Here is a 22,271-nt window from a genome sequence, read left to right as displayed (position 1 = left end):
TTCCTGGAGATGGGCAAGACCGATATCCGTGATGCCGGTGAGGTCGCTGAAAGGTGGCCCGGGGTGACGTATCGGGCGTTCGATCTGGGTGAGGCAGGTGCTGACCGGATGGGGGAGATGCTTGCTCATCTGGTGGAACTGTTCGAGCGAGGTGTGCTTTCTCCGTTGCCGGTGACGGCGTGGGACACCCGTCAGGCACCGGAGGCCTTCCGGTATCTGAGCCAGGCCAGGCATACCGGAAAGGTGGTCCTGACGACCCCGCAGGCTGCGTTGGACGGTCCGGTGCTGATCACGGGCGGGACGGGAGCGGTCGCGACCGCTGTCGCCCGTCACCTCGTCATCACGCATGGGGTCACCGACCTGGTCCTGGTCGGACGCCGTGGCCCCGATGCACCTCATGCCGCCGAGCAGGCCCAGGAACTGCGGGATCTGGGAGCGAGCGTGCGGGTGGTGGCCTGTGATGTCAGCGATCGTGACGCGGTTGCTGATCTGCTGTCTGGCATCCCGGGTCTCAAGGGGGTCGTGCACGCGGCAGGGGCGCTGGATGACGGAGTGGTCCCGGCTCTGACGCCCGAGCGGTTGGATACCGTTCTGCGGCCCAAGCTGGATGCTGCCTGGCATCTGCATGAGCTGACCCAGGGGCATGATCTCTCGTTGTTCGTGTTGTTCTCGTCGGCGGCGGGTGTGTTCGGCGCTCCGGGGCAGGGTGGTTACGCGGCCGCGAACTCGTTCCTGGACGCGTTGGCGCAGCACCGTCGAAGGGCGGGGCTGCCGGCGCAGTCGCTGGCGTGGGGTCTGTGGGCCGACCGCAGTGAGATGACAGGGGCGTTGGGCGGGGCGGATCTGGCGCGAATGGGCCGGAGCGGTGTGAAGGCGCTCTCGGCCGAGCAGGGGCTGGCGTTGTTCGATGCGGCGATCGCGTCTCCGCGGGCTCATGTGGTGCCGGTGCGGCTGGACATGACCGCTCTGCGCGGTCAGGACGTGGTTACGCCGTTGCTGCGGGGCCTGGTGCGCTCGAGGACGAAACGTGTGGCCAGCAGCACCGGACTCGCCGGTGGAGGGCTGGCGCAGCGTCTTGCGGCGTTGTCGGTGGCGGACCGCGGCCGGGAGCTCACGGAACTGGTGCGGACGCAGGCCGCGATTGTCCTCGGGCACGGGAACGCGGACGCGGTCGATGCGGACCGGGCGTTCAAGGCTCTGGGGTTTGATTCACTGACCGCGGTCGAGTTGCGTAACCGGCTGGGGACGGCGACGGGAGTACGGCTCGCGGTGACCGCGGTCTTCGACCATCCCACCCCATCCGCGCTCGCGGCGGAGCTCGGCTCGCTGCTTGGTCTGGACGACCGGGACACGCAGCGTGTTGTTCTGCCGGTGCGGTCGCGCTCCGCGGAAGCGGATGATGATCTCATCGCGATTGTCGGTATGAGTTGCCAGTTCCCTGGTGGTGTCCGTTCTCCGGAGGACCTGTGGGAGTTGCTGGCGGGGGAGCGGGACGCGATGACGCCGTATCCCACCGATCGCGGGTGGGACATCGGGAGTCTGGGTGCTGCGGACTCGCCGGACACGGTTTACGAACAGGTCGGCGGGTTCCTTCACGATGTCGCGGACTTCGACGCGGAGTTCTTCGGGATCTCACCACGTGAAGCGCTCGCGATGGACCCCCAGCAACGGCTCCTGCTCGAAACAACCTGGGAAGCCCTCGAACGCGCGGGCATCGACCCCACCACCCTCCACGGAACCCCCACCGGCGTCTTCGTGGGTGGAGCGGTCTCCGGCTACGGGGTGGAGCTCTTCGCGGACTCCGACGGCAACGAGGGCCACCTGCTGACGGGTAACGCGAGCAGCGTGACATCGGGTCGGGTGGCGTATGCGCTGGGGCTCGAAGGCCCGGCGATCACCGTGGACACGGCCTGCTCGTCATCCCTGGTATCTCTGCACCTGGCAGCCCAGGCACTCCGACAGGGCGAATGCACCCTGGCCGTCGCCGGCGGAGTCGCGGTCATGCCGAGCCCGTCGCTGCTCGTGTCGTTCCGCCGCCAGCACGGCCTGGCTCTCGACGGCCGGTGCAAGGCCTTCGGCGCCGCTGCCGATGGCACCGGGTTCGCCGAGGGCGTCGGGATGCTGGTGGTGGAGCGGTTGTCGGACGCCGTGCGTAACGGGCATCGGGTGCTGGCGGTGGTGCGTGGTTCGGCGGTGAATCAGGATGGTGCGTCGAACGGTCTGACGGCGCCGAACGGTCCTTCGCAGCAGCGGGTGATCCGCCAGGCACTGGCGAATGCCGGTGTGGCCTCGTCGGACGTGGATGTCGTGGAGGCGCACGGCACCGGTACCGCCCTGGGCGACCCGATCGAGGCACAGGCACTGCTGGCCACCTACGGACAGGACCGCCCCGACGACCGGCCCGTCCTGCTCGGCTCGGTGAAGTCGAACATCGGCCATACCCAGGCCGCTGCGGGCGTTGCGGGGGTCATCAAGATGGTGATGGCGATGCGGAACGGTGTGGTGCCGTCGACGTTGCACGTGGATGAGCCGACTCCGCACGTGGACTGGTCGATGGGTGCGGTGGACCTGGTGACGGAGTCCGTGCCCTGGCCGGAGACCGGTCGGCTACGTCGGGCTGGGGTGTCGTCGTTCGGTATCAGTGGCACGAACGCGCATGTGGTGATCGAGCAGGCGCCGGTTGAGGAGCCGGTGGTGGTGGTGCCGGCTGGGCCGGTGCTCGGTGGTGTGGTGCCGTGGGTGGTGTCGGGTCGGTCGGGTGCGGGGTTGCGTGGTCAGGCGGCCCGGTTGCGTGAGTTCGTGGTTGGTTCGGGTGTGGGTGTGGGTGATGTGGGTTGGTCGTTGGTGTCGTCGCGTGCGGTGTTGGAGCATCGTGCGGTGGTGGTGGGTGGGGATCGGGAGGAGTTGTTGCGGGGGCTGGCTGTGGTGGCGGCGGGGGATTCTGCGGTGGATGTGGTGTCGGGGGTGGTGGTGCCGGGTCGTTCGGTGGCGTTGCTGTTTTCGGGGCAGGGGTCGCAGCGGTTGGGTATGGGGTCGGGGTTGATGGCGTTGCCGGGGTTCGGTGTGGTTTTTGATGAGGTGTGTGGTGCGTTTGACGGGTTGTTGGATGTGTCGTTGCGGGAGGTGTTGTTCGGTGATCCGGTGTTGGTGGAGCGGACTGATTTTGTTCAGGCGGGGTTGTTCGCGTTCGAGGTGGCGTTGTTTCGTTTGTTGGAGGGGTGTGGGGTGGGTGCTGATTATTTGATCGGTCATTCGGTGGGTGAGTTGGCGGCGGCGTGTGTGTCGGGGGTGTTGTCGTTGGAGGATGCGGTGCGGGTGGTGGCTGCGCGGGGGAGGCTGATGCGGGGGTTGGCGTCGGGTGGGGTGATGGCTGCGGTTGAGGCTTCTGAGGTGGAGGTCGGGGTGTGGGTTGCGGCTGAGTCGGGGGTTGTGTCGGTGGCGGCGGTGAACGGGCCGTTGTCGGTGGTGGTTTCGGGGGCGCGGGATGCGGTGGAGCGGGTTGTTGCGGTGGCTGGTGGGGAGGGTCGGCGGACGCGTTGGTTGCGGGTGGAGCAGGCGTTCCATTCGCCGTTGGTGGAGCCGATGTTGGAGGAGTTCGCGGGGGTTTTGGATGGGGTGGTGTGGCATGCGCCGCGTATTCCGATCGTGTCGAATTTGACGGGTCGTGTGGTGGAGGCGGAGGAGATCGGTAGTACGGGGTATTGGTTGCGTCATGCGCGTGAGGCGGTTCGGTTCGGTGACGGGCTTGCGTGTCTGGGTGGTTTGGGTGTCACGGATTTTGTGGAGATCGGTCCGGATGCGGTGTTGTCCGGTCTGGCCGCGGATCAGGTGCCCTCGGCGCTCGCGGTGGCGACGACCCGTCCCGGTCATGACGAGGTGGTCACACTGACCCGGGCTCTGGCCCATCTCCATACCCGGGGGACGGCTGTCACCTGGCCCACCCTGACGCCCGCCACCCCGGTGGATCTGCCCACGTATGCGTTTCACCGTCAGCGCTACTGGCCGCGTCCTTCCGGGCCGGTCGGGGTCGAGGCGGCTGTGGGGTCGGTGGGGCTGCAGAGTACGGGGCATCCCCTGCTCGGTGCCCGTGTCGCACTCGCCGGCGCGGACGGTGACCGGCTCCTGCTGACGGGCAGGATCTCGCTCACCGAACAACCCTGGCTCGCCGACCACACCGTCATGGACACCGTCCTCTTTCCCGGCGCCGCCTTTGTGGAACTGGCCTTGCGCGCCGGCGACGAGGTGGACTGCGACGTCGTGGAGGAACTGACCCTCCAGGCGCCGCTGGTGCTGTCGGAGGACGTGGCGGTGCAGGTCCAGGTGACCGTGGCGGCCGCCGACGAGGAGGGCAGGCGGCCCGTGGCGGTGTACGCGCGGCGCGCGGACGCCCCGCAGTGGACCACCCATGCCACCGGTGTACTGTCGACCGCCCTGCGTCACAGCAGAGAGGCCGAACCCGAGGGCGTATGGCCGCCCGCCGGTGCGGTGCCGGTCGCCGTGGACGGTTTCTACGACCGGCTGGCCGAGAACGGCTTCGCCTACGGACCGGTCTTCCAGGGAATGACGGCTGCATGGCACTACGGGGCCGAGGTCCTGGCCGAGATCAGCCTCCCCGAGTCGGACACCGCAGAGGCGGTCGCCTTCGGTCTGCACCCGGCGCTGCTCGACGCGGTGTTGCACGGCGTCACCTGGCTGAACGCGCACAACGGCGACCCGGCACCGCAGGGTCTCCCCTTCTCCTGGGAGGGGGTGCGCCTGTACACCGCAGGGGCCTCCAGGGTGCGGGTCCGCCTCGCGGTGACCGCCGCAGGGGCTGTCACGGTGGCCGTGACCGACGAGGACGGTCTGCCGGTGGCGTCGGTCGACGCGCTGACTTTGCGGCCGGTCACCACGGATCAGCTCCAGGCCGCGCGCGGCCACGGCGACTCGCTGTTCCAGATCGGTCTGACAGAGGTGAGCCCCGTCGCCGCGCCGGACGGCACACCCGCGCTTCGGTGGTTCGCGATCGGCGAAGAGGCGGCCGAGGTGCTCCGCGCGGCGGGCGAGAGCGTGGAGGCCCACGAGGACATGAACGCGCTGAGCGCGTCCCCGCTCACCGAGACCCCTGTACCGGAAGTGGTGGCCGCCATGTGTCCCGCGTTCTCCGGCGACGTGCCGGACGCGACCAGGGCTGCCACCGACTGGGCACTTCAACTGACACGCGAGTGGCTCGCGGACGACCGCTTCTTGGGTGCACGGCTGGTTCTCATCACCAGGAACGCGGTCTCCGTCGACGGGAGCGCCCCCGACCTCGCGAACGCCGCTGTCCAGGGCCTGGTCCGCTCGGCCCAGTCTGAGCACCCTGACCGGATCATCCAGGTCGATCTGGACGCGGACGCGGACACCGACGAAGCGGCGGCCGGACTGGTCGCCGCGGTAGTCACCGCCCGCGCGGCTGATGAGCCCGAACTGGTGCTCCGGGGCGGCGTACTGCGAGCACGCAGACTCGCCCGCACAGGGGTGGCGGTCGAGGCGGACGCGCACCGGTGGGATGAGGGGGGCACCGTACTGATCACCGGTGGCACGGGAGCCCTCGGACGCATCGTGGCCAGGCATCTGGCTGAGACCCACGGGGTCCGACACCTGCTGCTGGTGGGCAGGAAGGGCCCGCAGGCGCCCGGCGCCGACGAACTGGTCTCTGAGCTGCGGGCATTGGGCAGCGAGGCGACGGTGGTCCCGTGCGATGTGGCCGACCGTGACAGCCTGGCCGCCGTACTGGCAGGCATCCCCGCCGACCGCCCGCTGCGCGGAGTGGTCCACACCGCGGGTGTCGTCGACGACGGAGTCGTGTCCTCCTTGACGCCCGAGCGCCTGCACACCGTGCTCCGTCCCAAGGCGGACGCGGCCTGGAACCTGCACGAACTCACCGAGGGAACGGGCCTGACCGCGTTCGTGCTGTTCTCCTCGGCGGCGGGCGTACTGGGCGCCGCAGGACAGGCGAACTACGCCGCCGCCAACGGATTTCTCGACGCACTGGCCGGTCACCGCCGGGCCCGCGGCCTCCCCGCACGATCGCTGGCGTGGGGTCTGTGGGAGCAGCACGGCGGGATGTCCGGTGCCATGACGGAGCAGGACCGGGCCCGGGTGTCGCGAGGAGGGGTGTCGGCGCTCGCCACCGACGAAGGGGTAGCCCTGTTCGATGCGGCGTTGGCCGCCGACCTGCCGACCCTGGTGCCCATGGCGCTCGACGTCACCACCGCGCGCGCCGGCGCCGGAAGCGTTCCTGCGGTTCTGCGGGGCTTGATACGTACTCCGGTGAGGCGCGTGGCGCGGGACTCCGCCATCACGGGCGGACTGGCGGAACGCCTGCGCACCATGACGGGTGCCGAACGGGACAAGGTGCTGCTGGAGACGGTGTCGCGCCAGGTCACCGCCGTACTGGGACACGCACCGGGCAGCGTCCTCGATGCCGGCCGGGCGTTCTCCGAGCTCGGGTTCGACTCGCTCACCGCCGTGGATCTCCGTAACCAGTTGGCCACCGCCACCGGAGTGCGGCTCCCGGCGACCCTGGTGTTCGACTATCCGACCCCCTTGGAGCTTGCCCGCCACCTGCGCTCCGAGCTCGTGGCCGAGGACGCCGCTGAGGCTGCGCCGGTCCCAGCGCAGGAGGTTGCGGTCGCCGACGAGCCGATCGCGATCGTCGGGATGAGCTGCCGGTTCCCCGGCGGCGTGCGCTCCCCGGAGGACCTGTGGCGAATGGTGCTGTCCGGCGAGGACGCGATCTCGCCGTTCCCCGAGGACCGGGGCTGGGATGTCACCGAACTGCTCGACCCCGACGGCAGCCGCACCGGAACCAGCTACTTGGGGGAGGCAGGGTTCCTCTACGACGCGGCTGAGTTCGATCCGGAGTTCTTCGGCATCTCGCCGCGTGAGGCGGCGGCGATGGACCCCCAGCAGCGGCTGCTGCTGGAGACCTCCTGGGAGGCGTTCGAAACCGCCAACATCGATCCGACCGGCCTGCGGGGCAACAGGGTCGGAGTGTTCGCCGGGCTGATGTACCACGACTACGCGACCCGGCTGCGGACCATTCCGGAGGACGTCGCCGGCTATCTGGGCAACGGCAACACAGGGAGCGTCGCCACGGGCCGGATCGCCTACACCTTCGGCTTCGAGGGGCCCGCCGTCACGGTCGACACGGCGTGCTCGTCCTCGCTGGTCGCCCTGCACCTGGCTGCGCAGGCGCTCCGGCAGGGTGAGTGCACGATGGCGCTCGCAGGCGGGGTCGCCGTGATGTCGACCCCGGCATCCTTCATCGAGTTCAGCCGTCAGCAGGGGCTGGCCCCTGACGGCCGGTGCAAGTCCTTCGCCGGAGGTGCGGACGGCACCACCTGGTCCGAGGGTGTAGGGGTGCTGCTGGTGGAGCGGTTGTCGGACGCGGTGCGCAAGGGGCATCGGGTGCTGGCGGTGGTGCGGGGTTCGGCGGTGAACCAGGATGGTGCGTCGAACGGTCTGACGGCTCCGAACGGTCCCTCCCAGCAGCGGGTGATCCGCCAGGCACTGGCGAATGCCGGTGTGGCCTCGTCGGACGTGGATGTCGTGGAGGCGCACGGCACCGGCACCACCCTGGGCGACCCGATCGAGGCACAGGCACTGATCGCGACCTACGGACAGGGCCGGAAGGAGAACCAGCCACTCCTGCTCGGCTCGGTGAAGTCGAACATCGGCCATACACAGGCCGCTGCGGGCGTCGCGGGAATCATCAAGATGGTGATGGCGATGCGGAACGGTGTGGTGCCGTCGACGTTGCATGTGGATGAGCCGACTCCGCACGTGGACTGGTCCAAGGGCGCTGTGGAACTGGTCACGGAGAGCCAGCCGTGGCCGGAGTCCGCTCGGCCCCGCCGGGCAGGGGTGTCGTCGTTCGGAATCAGCGGAACCAATGCGCACATAGTCATTGAGCAGGCGCCGGTTGAGGAGCCGGCGGTGGGGGTCGAGGAGCCGGCTGGGCCCGTGGTCGGTGGTGTGGTGCCGTGGGTGGTGTCGGGTCGGTCGGGTGCGGGGTTGCGTGGTCAGGCGGCGCGGTTGCGTGAGTTGGTTGCGGGTTCGGGTGTGGGTGTGGGTGATGTGGGTTGGTCGTTGGTGTCTTCGCGTGCTGCGTTGGAGCATCGTGCGGTGGTGGTGGGCGGGGAGCGGGAGGAGTTTTTGCGGGGTCTTGCGGGTGTGGTGTCGGGGGATTCTGCGGTGAACGTGGTGTCGGGGGTGGTGGTGCCGGGTCGTTCGGTGGCGTTGTTGTTCTCGGGGCAGGGGTCGCAGCGGTTGGGTATGGGGCGTGAGCTGTCGGTGCTGCCAGGGTTTGGTGAGGTGTTTGATGAGGTGTGTGGTGCGTTTGACGGGTTGTTGGATGTGCCGTTGCGGGAGGTGTTGTTCGGTGATCCGGTGTTGGTGGAGCGGACTGATTTTGTTCAGGCGGGGTTGTTCGCGTTCGAGGTGGCGTTGTTCCGTTTGTTGGAGGGGTGTGGGGTGGGTGCTGATTATTTGATTGGTCATTCGGTGGGTGAGTTGGCGGCGGCGTGTGTGTCGGGGGTGTTGTCGTTGGAGGATGCGGTGCGGGTGGTGGCTGCGCGGGGGAGGCTGATGCGGGGGTTGGCGTCGGGTGGGGTGATGGCTGCGGTTGAGGCTTCTGAGGTGGAGGCTGGGGTGTGGGTTGCGGCTGAGTCGGGGGTTGTGGGGATTGCGGCGGTGAACGGGCCGTTGTCGGTGGTGGTTTCGGGGGCGCGGGATGCGGTGGAGCGGGTTGTTGCGGTGGCTGGTGGGGAGGGTCGGCGGACGCGTTGGTTGCGGGTGGAGCAGGCGTTCCATTCGCCGTTGGTGGAGCCGATGTTGGAGGAGTTCGCGGGGGTTTTGGATGGGGTGGTGTGGGGTGTGCCGCGTATTCCGATTGTGTCGAATTTGACGGGTCGTGTGGTGGAGGCGGAGGAGATCGGTAGTTCGGGGTATTGGTTGCGTCATGCGCGTGAGGCGGTTCGGTTCGGTGACGGGCTTGCGTGTCTGGGTGGTTTGGGTGTCACGGATTTTGTGGAGATCGGTCCGGATGCGGTGTTGTCCGGTCTGGCCGCGGATCAGGTGCCCTCGGCGCTCGCGGTGGCGACGACCCGTCCCGGTCATGACGAGGTGGTCACACTGACCCGGGCTCTGGCCCATCTGTATACCCGGGGGACGGCTGTCACCTGGCCCACCCTGACGCCCACGACCCCGGTGGATCTGCCCACGTACGCCTTCCACCGCCAGCGCTACTGGCTGGACGCAGTGCAGGACGAGGAACAGGCGCCCGGCTCGGCGGTGGACGACGCGTTCTGGTCCGCCGTCGAAGGCGAGGACGTGGACGGGCTGGCCCACACGCTGGGTGTCGACGCGGACGACCGGCGGGCCCCGCTGACGGAGCTGATGCCGATGCTGTCGGACTGGCGCCGGCGGTCGCGGGAGCGTTCGGCCCTGGACGACCTGCGCTACGGGGTCACGTGGCAGCCGGTCACCGAGCCCGTGGCCCTGCCGACCGGTACCTGGCTGGTCGTCACGGCTGGCGGCCCTGCCGCCGAAGCCTGTGCCGATGCCTTGGCACGGCAGGGTGTGGACGTCGTGAGGGTGAACGTCACCCCAGGAAAGCCGGTCGTCGATCCTCTGCGCGACGCCCTCCCGGAGAAACCTCTGCGGGGCATTCTGTCGCTGTTGTCGCTGACCGACGCACCGGATACGTCCCTGAGTCTGGCCTCGTCCTTCGACCTGGTGCGGGCACTGGGCGACCTCGACGTCAGGGCGCCTCTGTGGTGCGCCACCCAGGGAGCGGTCGCCGTCGGCGCCGATCGGGAGATCCGTCCCGACCAGGCGCGGATCTGGGGCCTCGGCAGGGTGGTCGCCCTGGAGCACTCCGACCGGTGGGGAGGGCTGGTCGACCTGCCGGCCGACCTCGATCACCCTGCCCTCACCCGGCTGTGCGCAGTTCTGGCAGGCGCCACGGGAGAGGATCAGGTGGCGGTGCGGCCGAGGGGCCTGCTGGCCCGACGGCTGACCCGGGTGGCACAGCCCGCAGGGCCGGTGGATACCCGGTGGACTCCGAAGGGCGCGGTCCTCGTCACAGGCGGCACCGGTGCACTGGGCGCGCACGTCGCTCGCTGGCTGGCGGGGGCCGGGGCCGAGCACCTGGTGCTGACCAGCCGCCGGGGCTCGGCAGCTCCGGAAGCCGCCGCGCTGGAAGCCGAACTCACCGGGCTCGGAGCCGAGGTGACGATCGCCGCCTGCGACGTGGCGGACCGGGACGCACTGGTCGCCCTCGTCGACGGACTCGCCGCCACCGGTGTCGAGATCCGCGCCGTGGTGCACACGGCCGGTATCTCGCAGTCCAGCCCGATCAGTGAGACCGGTCCCGAGCAACTGGCCGCGATCAGCGGTGGAAAGTGCGATGGCGCCCGGAACCTCGATGAGGTCTTCGCCGACGTCGACCTCGACGCCTTCGTCCTCTTCTCCTCGACCGCAGGTGTCTGGGGCGGCGCGGGCCAGAGCGCCTACGGCGCGGCCAACGCCTACCTGGACGCGCTGGCCGCGCGACGCCGGTTGCAGGGCCGGACGGCGACCTCGATAGCGTGGGGACCATGGGGCGGTGGCGGCATGGCCGCACGGGACGACGCCGAGGCACAGCTCCGCCGGCGCGGAGTACGGTCTCTCACCCCGGAATCGGCACTCGCCCTGCTCCAGCAGGCACTCGACCACGACGAGTCCTTCCTCACCGTGGCGGACATCGACTGGGAACGCTTCACGCTGTCGTTCACGTCGGGGCGGCCGAGCACCCTGCTCGACCAGATTCCCGAGGTCCGGCAGTCGCAGGCGGCCGTCAAGTCCGACGCGGAGACGGTGTCGCGGCTGGACGACCAGCTCGCCGGGCTCTCCGGGACCGAGCGGCAGCACGTACTGGTCGAGGTGGTCCGCACCCATGCGGCGGTCGTGCTCGGGCACCCCGACGCGGACGGGATAGCGGCGGACAAACCCTTCCGTGACCTGGGCTTCGACTCGCTGGCCGCCGTCGAGTTCCGTAACCGGCTCAACGAGGCCACCGGACTGCTGCTGCCCGCGACGTCGATCTTCGACTATCCGACGCCACGCGAACTCGCCGCACACCTGAGGGCTGCCTTGGACGTGGACGAGGTCACCGAGACTTCGGTCCTCGCCGAGATCGACAGGCTGGAGAGCCGGCTCGTGGCGGTCGCGGCCGGTGCGGGTGACACCGCGCACCCGGGCATCGCGGCCCGGCTGGACGCCCTTATCGCCCGATGGGGGACCGGAAACGGTGAGGCTGCCGGGGCCGCCGGGACGGCCGAACACATTCAGTCCGCGACACGGGATGAGGTCTTCGACTTCATCGACAACGAGCTCGGAATCTGAATCGCTCGCAGGGCGCTCCGCGCCCGCGGGTGCGAGCGGTGAAAGAGCAGACGATGGCGAAAACGCGGATGGGATCGATCATGGGTGACGAAGACAAGACTCTCGACTACCTCAAGCGGGTCACCGCTGACCTGCACAAAGTCCGTGGGCGGCTGCGCGATGTCGAGGACGCCGAACGCGAGCCCATCGCCATCGTGGGGATGAGCTGCCGCTTCCCCGGAGGCGCTGCCTCTCCTGAGGAACTGTGGCGGATGCTGGCCGACGGAGCCGATACCGCCTCGTCGTTCCCGACCGACAGGGGATGGGACCTTGCCACGCTGTTCGACTCCGATCCGGACGGGTCGGGTACGTCGGCCACCCGGTCGGGCTCCTTCCTCTACGACGCCGACGAGTTCGACCCGGAGTTCTTCGGCATCTCACCGCGCGAGGCGTTGGCGATGGACCCCCAGCAGCGACTGCTGCTGGAGACCTCCTGGGAGGTCTTCGAGCGGGCCGGTATCGACCCGCTCTCGATGCGCGGCAGCCAGACGGGCGTGTTCGTCGGCACCAACGGTCAGGACTACGCCAACCTGCTGCTCGGCCAGCCGCAGCAGCAGGTGGAGGGCTACGTAGGGATAGGCAACGCCGCGAGCGTCGCGTCAGGCCGCATCGCCTACACCCTCGGGCTGGAGGGGCCGGCGATCACGGTGGACACGGCGTGCTCGTCCTCGCTGGTCGCCCTGCACCTGGCTGGGCAGGCGCTCCGGAAGGGTGAGTGCACGATGGCGCTCGCCGGCGGTGTGACGGTCATGGCTACACCCAGCATGTTCACCGAGTTCAGCAAGCAGCAGGGGCTCGCGCTCGACGGCCGGTGCAAGGCCTTCGCAGCCGGTGCGGACGGCACCGCCTGGGGCGAGGGTGTGGGAGTGCTGCTGGTGGAGCGGTTGTCGGACGCGGTGCGCAAGGGGCATCGGGTGCTGGCGGTGGTGCGGGGTTCGGCGGTGAATCAGGATGGTGCGTCGAACGGTCTGACGGCTCCGAACGGTCCTTCCCAGCAGCGGGTGATCCGCCAGGCACTGGCCAGTGCGGGCGTCGCGTCGTCCGAGGTGGATGTCGTGGAGGCCCACGGCACCGGCACGTCTTTGGGAGACCCGATCGAGGCGCAGGCCCTCCTGGCCACCTACGGGCAGGATCGCGCGGAAGGCCGGTCTCTGCTCCTGGGGTCGGTGAAGTCGAATGTCGGCCACACGGCGGCTGCGGCAGGTGTCGCGGGGGTCATCAAGATGGTGATGGCGATGCGGAACGGTGTGGTGCCGTCGACGTTGCACGTGGATGAGCCGACTCCGCACGTGGACTGGTCCAAGGGCGCCGTGCAGTTGGTGACGGAGGCCGTGCCGTGGCCGGAGACCGGCCGGCCCCGCCGGGCGGGAGTGTCGGCCTTCGGCGTGAGTGGCACGAACGCGCATGTGGTGATCGAGCAGGCGCCGGTCGAGGAGCCGGTGGTGGAGGTGCCGGTGCCGGCTGGGCCCGTGGTCGGTGGTGTGGTGCCGTGGGTGGTGTCGGGTCGGTCGGGTGCGGGGTTGCGTGGTCAGGCGGCCCGGTTGCGTGAGTTCGTGGCGGGTTCGGGTGTGGGTGTGGGTGATGTGGGTTGGTCGTTGGTGTCGTCGCGTGCGGTGTTGGAGCATCGTGCGGTGGTGGTGGGTGGGGATCGGGAGGAGTTGTTGCGGGGGCTGGCTGTGGTGGTGTCGGGGGATTCTGCGGTGAACACGGTGTCGGGGGTGGTGGTGCCGGGTCGTTCGGTGGCGTTGTTGTTCTCGGGTCAGGGGTCGCAGCGGTTGGGTATGGGGCGTGAACTGTCGGCGTTGCCGGGGTTCGGTGAGGTGTTTGATGAGGTGTGTGGTGCGTTTGACGGGTTGTTGGATGTGCCGTTGCGGGAGGTGTTGTTCGGTGATCCGGTGTTGGTGGAGCGGACTGATGTTGTTCAGGCGGGGTTGTTCGCGTTCGAGGTGGCGTTGTTCCGTTTGTTGGAGGGGTGTGGGGTGGGTGCCGATTATCTGATCGGTCATTCGGTGGGTGAGTTGGCGGCGGCGTGTGTGTCGGGTGTGTTGTCGTTGGAGGATGCGGTGCGGGTGGTGGCTGCGCGGGGGAGGTTGATGCGGGGGTTGGCGTCGGGTGGGGTGATGGCTGCGGTGGAGGCTTCCGAGGTGGAGGCGGGGGCGTGGGTTGCGGGTGTGTCGGGGGTTGTGGGGATTGCGGCGGTGAACGGGCCGTTGTCGGTGGTGGTTTCGGGGGCGCGGGATGCGGTGGAGCGGGTTGTTGGGGTGGCTGGTGGGGAGGGTCGGCGGACGCGTTGGTTGCGGGTGGAGCAGGCGTTTCATTCGCCTTTGGTGGAGCCGATGTTGGAGGAGTTCGCGGGGGTTTTGGATGGGGTGGTGTGGGGTGTGCCGCGTATTCCGATCGTGTCGAATCTGACGGGTCGGGTGGTGGAGGCGGAGGAGATCGGTAGTACGGGGTATTGGTTGCGTCATGCGCGTGAGGCGGTTCGGTTCGGTGACGGGCTTGCGTGCCTGGGTGGTTTGGGTGTCACGGATTTTGTGGAGATCGGTCCGGATGCGGTGTTGTCCGGTCTGGTCGCGGATCAGGTGCCTTCGGCGCTCGCGGTGGCGACGACCCGTCCTGGTCATGATGAGGTGGTGACGTTGACCCGGGCTCTGGCTCATCTCCATACCCGGGGGACGGCTGTCACGTGGCCTACCTTGACGCCCGCCACCCCGGTGGATCTGCCCACGTATGCGTTTCACCGTCAGCGCTACTGGCCGCGTCCTTCCGGGCCGGTCGGGGTCGAGGCGGCTGTGGGGTCGGTGGGGCTGCAGAGTACGGGGCATCCCCTGCTCGGTGCCCGTGTCGCACTCGCCGGCGCGGACGGTGACCGGCTCCTGCTGACCGGCAGGATCTCGCTCACCGAACAACCCTGGCTCGCCGACCACACCGTCATGGGACGGGTGCTGATACCGGGCACCGCCCTGGTTGAACTCGCCCTCAAGGCGGGTGAGTACGCAGGGCACGGGCAGCTGAGCGAACTGGTTCTGCAGAGTCCTCTGGCCGTTCCCTCCGACGGGACGACCGTGGACGTGCAGGTGACGGTCGGCGCGCCCGACGAGCAGGAACAGCGTCCGGTAATGGTCTTTTCCCGCCCCTCGCGGAGTGACGACGAGCCGCACGACTGGACCTGCCACGCCGCCGGCGCGCTGGCCGCCGACACCACCGCCCCCGTTGCCGAGCCCACGCAGTGGCCGCCGACGGACGCCACGCCGGTGGACATCGACGGGCTGTACGAGCGTCTGACGGAATGGGGTTACGCGTACGGCCCGGTCTTCCAGGGCCTGCGCGCGGTGTGGCGGCGCGGTGACGAGGTGTTCGCCGAGGTTGAACTGCCGGAGCCGGGCGTGGCCGACGCCGGACGGTTCGGGGTGCATCCCGCGCTGATGGACGCGGCACTGCACTGCCAGGTCGCGATCGCTCTGGCCCAGGGAACCGAGGTGGAGCGCCGCCTGCCCTTCTCCTTCGGTGGTGTCCAGGTGCACGCCACCGGTGCCACGACCGCTCGGGTCCGGATGTCCCCCGGCAGCGCCGACGCGGTGTCGGTGGTGATGACCGACGCCGCGGGTCTGCCCGTTCTGACCATCGACGCCATGACCTCGCGAGCCCTGGCGGCCACCGACGTCACCACCGGGACGGTCTCCCGCACCGACTCGCTGTTCCGGCTCGGATGGACCGCCATGCCGATGGGCTCCGACGACGAGTCGCTGCTCGCCGTGCTCGGCGACGACCCGCTGACGGAGGGCGCCCTGTCCTTCGCGGACCTGTCCGAGCTGCGCAAGGCATCGAGCACCGGGGAGCCGGCTCCGGACGTGGTGATCCTGCGGGTTCCGACCGGTCGGGGCGTGGTGCCCACCGCGACCCGGGCCGCGGTCGGCGCGGCACTGGAGGTGATCCAGGAGTGGCTCGCCGACGAGACGACGTCCGGCCGCCTGGCGGTCGTGACGACGAACGGGGTCTCCGCCTCGCCCGGGGACACGGTCGACGTGACCCAGGCCGCCGTGCGGGGGCTGGTGCGATCGGCGTGCTCCGAGCACCCGGACAGGATTCTCCAGGTCGACGTCGACGGTGACGCCGAGTCGGTCGCCGCGCTGCCGGGGGTGCTGGCCGCCGCTGTGTCGGCAGGGGAGCCCGAGGCCGTACTACGGTCCGGCTCCGCCTCGGTGCCACGGCTGGGCAGGGTCTCGCGCGAGGGGGCGTTGACCGCCCCCGAGGGCGGCGGGGCGTGGAGTCTGGACATGGACGGCAGCGGGACGCTCGAGGGCCTGGGGCTGGTTCCCTGCCCCCGGTCGGAGCAGCCGCTGGCCGAGGGCCAGGTGCGGATCGCTGTGCGCGCCACCGGGGTGAACTTCCGGGACGTACTGCTCTCCCTGGGCATGGTGGCGATCGCGGAGTCGTTCACCGAGGAGGCCTACGGGTGCGAGGGCGCCGGAGTGGTGGCCGAGGTCGGGCCGGGAGTCACCGACCTCGCCGTCGGGGACCACGTGATGGGGCTGCTGTCGGGCTCCTACGGTGGCCCCCTGGCCGTCGCGGACCGGCGGACGATCGTCCAGGTGCCGGGTGGCTGGACGTTCGCACAGGCGGCGTCGGTGCCCACCGTGTTCCTGACCGCCTATTTCGCGTTGGTGGACCTGGCCCGAATCCGGCAGGGGGAGTCACTGCTGGTGCACGCCGCGGCCGGCGGGGTGGGCATGGCAGCAGTACAGCTGGCCAGGCACTGGGGGGTCGAGGTGTACGCGACCGCGAGCCGGCCCAAATGGCCCGTCGTGTGGGAGACGGGCGTACCTCCCGAGCGGGTCGCCTCGTCCCGCACCATGGAGTTCGGCGAGCGGTTCCGGGCGGAGACCGGCGGCCGAGGCGTCGACGTGGTGCTGAACTGCCTCGCCCGGGAGTTCGTGGACACCTCGATGGGCCTGCTGGCGAAGGAGGGCGGCCGCTTCATCGAGATGGGCAAGACCGACATCCGGGGTGGCGACTCCGTCGCCACGTCCTGGCCCGGGGTGTACTACCGGGCCTTCGACCTGAGCGACGCCGGACCGGACCGTGTCCGCGAGATGCTGGCACATCTGATGGAGCTGTTCGAGCAGGGCGTGCTGTCGCCGCTGCCCGTGGCGGCATGGGACACCCGGGACGCGCAGGAGGCCTTCCGGTATCTCAGCCAGGCCCGTCACATCGGGAAGGTGGCGCTCACCACTCCGCCCGTTCCGCTCGGCGGGACCGTCCTGGTCACCGGCGGCACGGGTGCCATCGGGACGGCGGTGGCCCGCCATCTGGTGAGCACCCACGGGGTCACCGACCTGGTGCTGACCAGCCGCCGGGGCCCCGGAGCACCTGGCGCCACCGAACTGGTGGCCGAGCTGGCCGAACTCGGCGCCACCGTACGCGTGGTGGCCTGCGATGCGGCCGATCGGGAGCCGCTGGCCCGCTTGCTGGCCGACCTCCCCGACCTGCGGGGCGTGGTGCACGCCGCGGGCGTGCTCGACGACGGCGTGGTGTCCACACTGACCCAGGAACGCCTGGACACGGTGCTACGCCCGAAGGCGGACGCCGCCTGGCATCTGCACGAGCTGACCCGGGACCGTGACCTGTCGATGTTCGTGCTCTTCTCCTCCGCCGCCGGTGTGTTCGGCGCCCCGGGCCAGGCCAACTACGCGGCGGCCAACGCCTTCCTGGACGCCCTGGCGCAGCACCGTCGCAGGGAGGGGCTGCCGGGTCAGTCCCTGGCGTGGGGACTCTGGGCCGATCGCAGCACGATGGCGGGGACGCTTGACCGGGCGGGACGGGACCGGATGGGACGCACCGGCGTGCAGCCGCTGTCCACCGAGAACGGCCTTGCCCTGTTCGACACCGTCGTCTCACTCAACGAGACCTTCACCGCGCCGGTGCACCTGGACGTCAGCCGTTTCTCCGGGACGGTCCCGCCGCTGCTGCGCGGGCTGGTCCGGATCGCCGCGAAACCGACCGCCACCAACAGCTCGGCGGTGGCCGCCACCGGCGGCCTGCGGGAACAGGCGGAGGGGCTGCCGCCAGAGGAATGCGAACAGCTGCTGACCGGGGTGGTGCGTACCCAGGCCGCAGCCGTGCTGGGCCACGGCGACCCCGGTGCGGTGGGCGCCGAACAGCCGTTCAAGGTCCTGGGCTTCGACTCGCTCACCTCCGTCGAGCTGCGCAATCGCCTCAACGCCGTGACCGGTCTGGTGATCCCGGTGACAGCCGTATTCGACCACCCCACGTCCGCCGCGCTGGCCGCGCACCTGCGCCGCCTCCTGCTGCCCGAGATCGATGCCGCACGACTGGCCGAAGCCGGGATCGACCGGTTGCAGGCCGTCCTCGCCGGGGTTTCGGGGGACGACCCGGCAAGAGCCGCACTCACCGTGCGGCTACGAGGTCTGCTGGCGACCTGGACCGACGACGGGACCCCGGACGGAGAGGCGGACCTGACCGCCGCCACGGACGCCGAACTGTTCGACCTCATGGACAACAACCCCTGGTCCAGCTGAACCCCAACCCTGAAACCGTGGGCGGGCGACTCAGCCGGCACATGACTCCACCCCTTGTATCGGAAGAGGCCGGAATGTCGAACGAGGACAAACTCCGCGAGTACCTCAAGCAGGCGATCACTGACGCCCGCCAGGTTCATCAGCGGCTGCGGACGGTGGAGGACGCCGCCCGTGAGCCGATCGCGATCGTGGGGATGAGTTGCCGGTTCCCGGGTGGTGTCACCTCGGCGGAGGAGCTGTGGGACCTGGTCGCCGCCGGCCGGGTGGGGATGTCGGACTTCCCGGCCGACCGCGGCTGGGACCTGGCCGCCCTGCACGACCCGGACGGCCTGCGCCCCCGCAGCTCGTACGTCCGCAGGGGCGGGTTCATCGATGACGCCGCCGGCTTCGACGCCGACTTCTTCGAGATATCACCCCGCGAGGCCCTGGCGATGGACCCGCAGCAGCGGGTACTGCTGGAGACGGCCTGGGAGACGTTCGAATCCGCCGGGATCGATCCCGGCGGGCTGCGCGGCGGGAACACCGGAGTCTTCGTCGGCGGTGCGCCCGCCGGATACGGCTCCAACGCCGACAACGCCCAACAGGACGGTGAGGGCTATCTGCTGACCGGTAACGCGTCGAGCGTGTTCTCCGGTCGCATCTCCTACACCTTCGGGCTCGAGGGCCCCGCGGTGACGGTCGACACGGCGTGCTCGTCGTCCCTGGTGGCACTGCACCTGGCGGTCCAGTCGCTGCGCTCGGGGGAGAGCTCACTCGCCCTGGTCGGCGGGGTGATGGTCATGTCCACCCCGGCGGCCTTCACGGAGTTCAGCAAGCAGCGGGGGCTGGCGAAGGACGGCTACTGCAAGGCGTTCTCCGCGTCGGCGGACGGCACCGCCTGGGGGGAGGGGGTCGGGCTGCTCCTCCTGGAGCGGTTGTCCGACGCCCGGCGCAACGGCCGGACGATTTGGGGAGTGGTACGGGGCACGGCGCTGAACCAGGACGGCGCGTCCAACGGGCTGTCGGCGCCGAACGGCCCGTCGCAGGAGCGGGTGATCCGCCAGGCACTGGCGTCCGCCGGGGTGCCGGCCTCGGAGGTGGACGTCCTGGAGGCGCACGGCACGGGAACGACGCTGGGCGATCCCATCGAGGCCCAGGCCCTGCTCGCCACCTACGGTCAGGGACGTCCGGAGGAACGGCCGCTGCTGCTGGGGTCCGTGAAGTCCAACATCGGCCACACCCAGGCGGCTGCGGGTGTCGCAGGCGTGATGAAGATGGTGATGGCGATGCGGCACGGCGTCGTGCCTCCCACCCTGCACGTCGACGAGCCCACGCCGCACGTCGACTGGAACGCCGGCGCCGTCACCCTCGTCACGGAGGCCGTTCCCTGGCCGGAGACGGGCAGGGAACGGCGGGCCGCGGTGTCCTCCTTCGGGATCAGCGGCACGAACGCCCACGTCGTCCTGGAACAGGCACCTGAGGAAGCGACGACGGCAGACGCCGTCGTCACCGATCCGGTGATCACCGGCGGACCGCTGCCCTGGATCCTGTCGGCCAGGACGGCGTCCGGGCTGAGCGGGCAGGCCACGCGGTTACGTGACCTCGCCGCCGGCGACGCGGACATGGCGGCCGTGGCGACGGCACTGGTATCCGGCCGGGCGGTGTTCGACCACCGCGCCGTCGTCCTGGCCTCGGACCGTGCCGAGCTCGTCACCGAGCTGGAGGCGCTGGCCCAAGGAGCCGGGGAGGCGACGAGTACGGCACGGGGCGTCGCCCGGGCCGGTGGCAAAGTGGCGTTCGTGTTCCCGGGACAGGGTGCGCAGTGGGCCGGAATGGCGACCGGGCTGCTGACATCGTCCCCGGTGTTCGCCGAGTCGATCGCCGAGTGCGCGGCAGCGCTGTCGAAGTACGCGGACTGGGACCTGGTCGAGGTGCTGCGGGACAAGGACGCCCTGCAGCGGGTGGACGTGGTGCAGCCGGCGCTCTGGGCGGTCATGGTGTCGCTCGCCAGGCTGTGGCGCTCGGCCGGGATCACCCCGGACGTCGTCGTCGGACACTCGCAGGGGGAGATCGCCGCCGCGTGCGCGTCGGGGGTGCTGTCGCTGGAGGACGGGGCACGTGTCGTGGCCCTGCGGAGCAGGGCCATCGCGGAGGACCTGGCGGGCCGGGGCGGGATGGTCTCCGTCGCCGCGTCGGCCGAACGCACCGCCGAACTGGTCGGCAAGCGTGAGGGCGTCTGGGTCGCAGCGGTCAACGGACCGTCCGCCACGGTGATCGCGGGCGTGCCGGAAGAGCTTGCGGCGATCGTCGCGGACGCCGACCGGGAAGGTGTGAGGGCCCGCACGATCCCGGTGGACTATGCCTCCCACACCCCGCACGTCGAGCGGATACGTGACCGGCTGCTGGAACTGGCCGATCCGATCACGCCGCACGCCGGGACCGTACCGATGTACTCGTCCGTGACGGCCGGCCCGGTCGGCGACACCGCGCTGGACGCACGGTACTGGTACCGCAACCTGAGGGAACCCGTGCGCTTCGCCGACACCGTGGCGGCGCTGGTCGAAGAAGGAATCGACACGTTCATCGAGGTCAGCCCGCACCCGGTGCTGACCCCGGCCATCGACGACCTCGCGGTGGGAGCGGGCCACCGCGTGGCGGCCGTGGGCTCGCTGCGCCGCGACCAGGACGAGCGGGAGGCGCTCATCCGGTCGGCGGCCACCCTGTGGACCCTGGGCGTGGACGTCGCGTGGCCCACCCTGCTGCCGCCCTCCTCGACACCGGTCGTCCTGCCCACCTACGCGTTCCAGCGCCGGCGGTTCTGGCTGGAGGGCTCCGCGTTCGCCGGGGACGCCTCCGGCTTCGGCCTCGAACCGGCGGATCACCCCCTGCTGGCGGCCGCACTGCGTCCGGCGGGTACCGGCTCCGTGGTGTTCACCGGCCGGCTCTCACTGTCCACCCATCCATGGCTGGCGGACCACGCGGTCTCGGGCGCGGTCCTGCTGCCGGGCACCGCGTTCGTCGATCTGGTGCTCAGGGCCGGCCGGGGCCTCGGCTGCGAACGGATCCAGGAGCTGACCCTGGAGACCTCGCTCGTCCTGGGCGAGACCGACGGCGTCACGATCCAGGTGCAGGTCGGCGAGCCGGACCCCTCCGGCAGCCGGACCGTCACAGTCCACTCCCGCCCTGATTCCGGCGGCCCGGACGAACCGGACCTCGGCGGCGGGTGGATCCGGCACGCGCAGGCCACTCTGGCCGTCGACGACACACCGGCACCGGACGAACTCGGTGCCCTCGCCGGCACGTGGCCGCCGCCGGGGGCGTCGGTGGTCGAGGTCGGCGACTTCTACGACACGTTGTTCGAGCGGGGCTACGCGTACGGACCGGCGTTCCAGGGCCTGCAGAAGGTCTGGCGGCGCGGTGACGACGTGTACGCCGACGTGGCCCTGCCCGAAGAGGCCACGGCGGACGGCTTCGTCGTCCACCCCGCCCTTCTGGACGCGGCGCTGCACGCCACGGGCCTGGGCGGGCTGTTCGGCGACGAGGGAGGCGTGCGCCTGCCGTTCGCCTGGTCCGGCGTGCGCTCCTGGGCGAGCGATGCCCGGTCGGTGCGCGTGTGGCTCTCGGCCGCGGGCAAGGACGGGGTGCGCGTCCGGGTCGCCGATGCCGCGGGTACCCCTGTCGCATGGGTGGATGAGTTGGTGCTGCGGCCGGTGCCGGTGGGGTCGGTCGGGGGGCGGCCGTTGTACGGGGTGCGGTGGGAGTCGGTTGGTGTGGTGGGTTCGGTGGGTGGGGTGGGCTCCGTGGTGTGGGGGGAGTCGGTGTCGGTGGAGGAGGTGGTGGCCGCTGCTGGTGGGGTGGATTCGGTGGTTCTGGATTGTTCGGGTTCGGGTGTCGTCGGGGGTGGTGTTCCTGGTGAGGTGCGGTCTGTGGTCGGTGCGGTGTTGGGGCGGGTGCAGGAGTGGCTGGGGTGCGAGGGGGCGGTGGGTGTTCGGTTGGTTGTGGTGACGGGTGCTGGTGTGGTGCAGGCGGCGGTGCGGGGGTTGGTGAGGTCGGCGCAGTCGGAGCATCCGGGCCGGTTGTTGCTGGTGGAGGTGGATGCGGGGGGCGTTGGTGATGGTGTGTTGGATGCGGTGGTGGCTGTCGGGGAGGGTGAGGTTGCTGTTCGTGGTGGTGAGGTGTTCGTTCCGCGGTTGGGTGTGGTGGGTGTGGGGTCGGGTGGGACGCGGGTGGTGTCGGGTTCGGTGTTGGTGACGGGTGGGACGGGGGTGATCGGGGCTGCGGTGGCGCGGCATCTGGTGGGTG

Annotated in this window: 2 protein-coding genes and 1 pseudogene; all 3 read left to right on the top strand. The window is 70.2% G+C overall.

Annotated features, from left to right (window positions below):
• The first annotated feature begins 9 nt into the window (after positions 1-9).
• On the top strand, positions 10-11,412 hold the full coding sequence (locus JOC24_RS32685) for a type I polyketide synthase (protein WP_275588674.1): 11,403 nt from the start codon (positions 10-12) through the stop codon (positions 11,410-11,412).
• Positions 11,413-11,492: 80 nt separating this feature from the next.
• Positions 11,493-17,990, top strand: a complete 6,498-nt coding sequence (locus JOC24_RS32680; RefSeq protein WP_205024060.1) for a type I polyketide synthase — start codon at positions 11,493-11,495, stop codon at positions 17,988-17,990.
• 92 nt (positions 17,991-18,082) lie between these two features.
• Positions 18,083-22,271, top strand: a pseudogene (locus tag JOC24_RS32675) (type I polyketide synthase); the annotation flags it as partial.

It is taken from the genome of Streptomyces sp. HB132 (assembly GCF_016909575.1).
Lineage (GTDB): Bacteria > Actinomycetota > Actinomycetes > Streptomycetales > Streptomycetaceae > Streptomyces.
This window is presented reverse-complemented; position numbering and strand designations above follow the sequence as displayed.

What these genes read in the sequence shown, in the direction of transcription:
- JOC24_RS32685 (WP_275588674.1), top strand. Translation starts at nt 10, where the DNA reads ATGGGCAAGACCGATATCCGTGATGCCGGTGAGGTCGCTGAAAGGTGG.
- JOC24_RS32680 (WP_205024060.1), top strand. Translation starts at nt 11,493, where the DNA reads ATGGGTGACGAAGACAAGACTCTCGACTACCTCAAGCGGGTCACCGCT.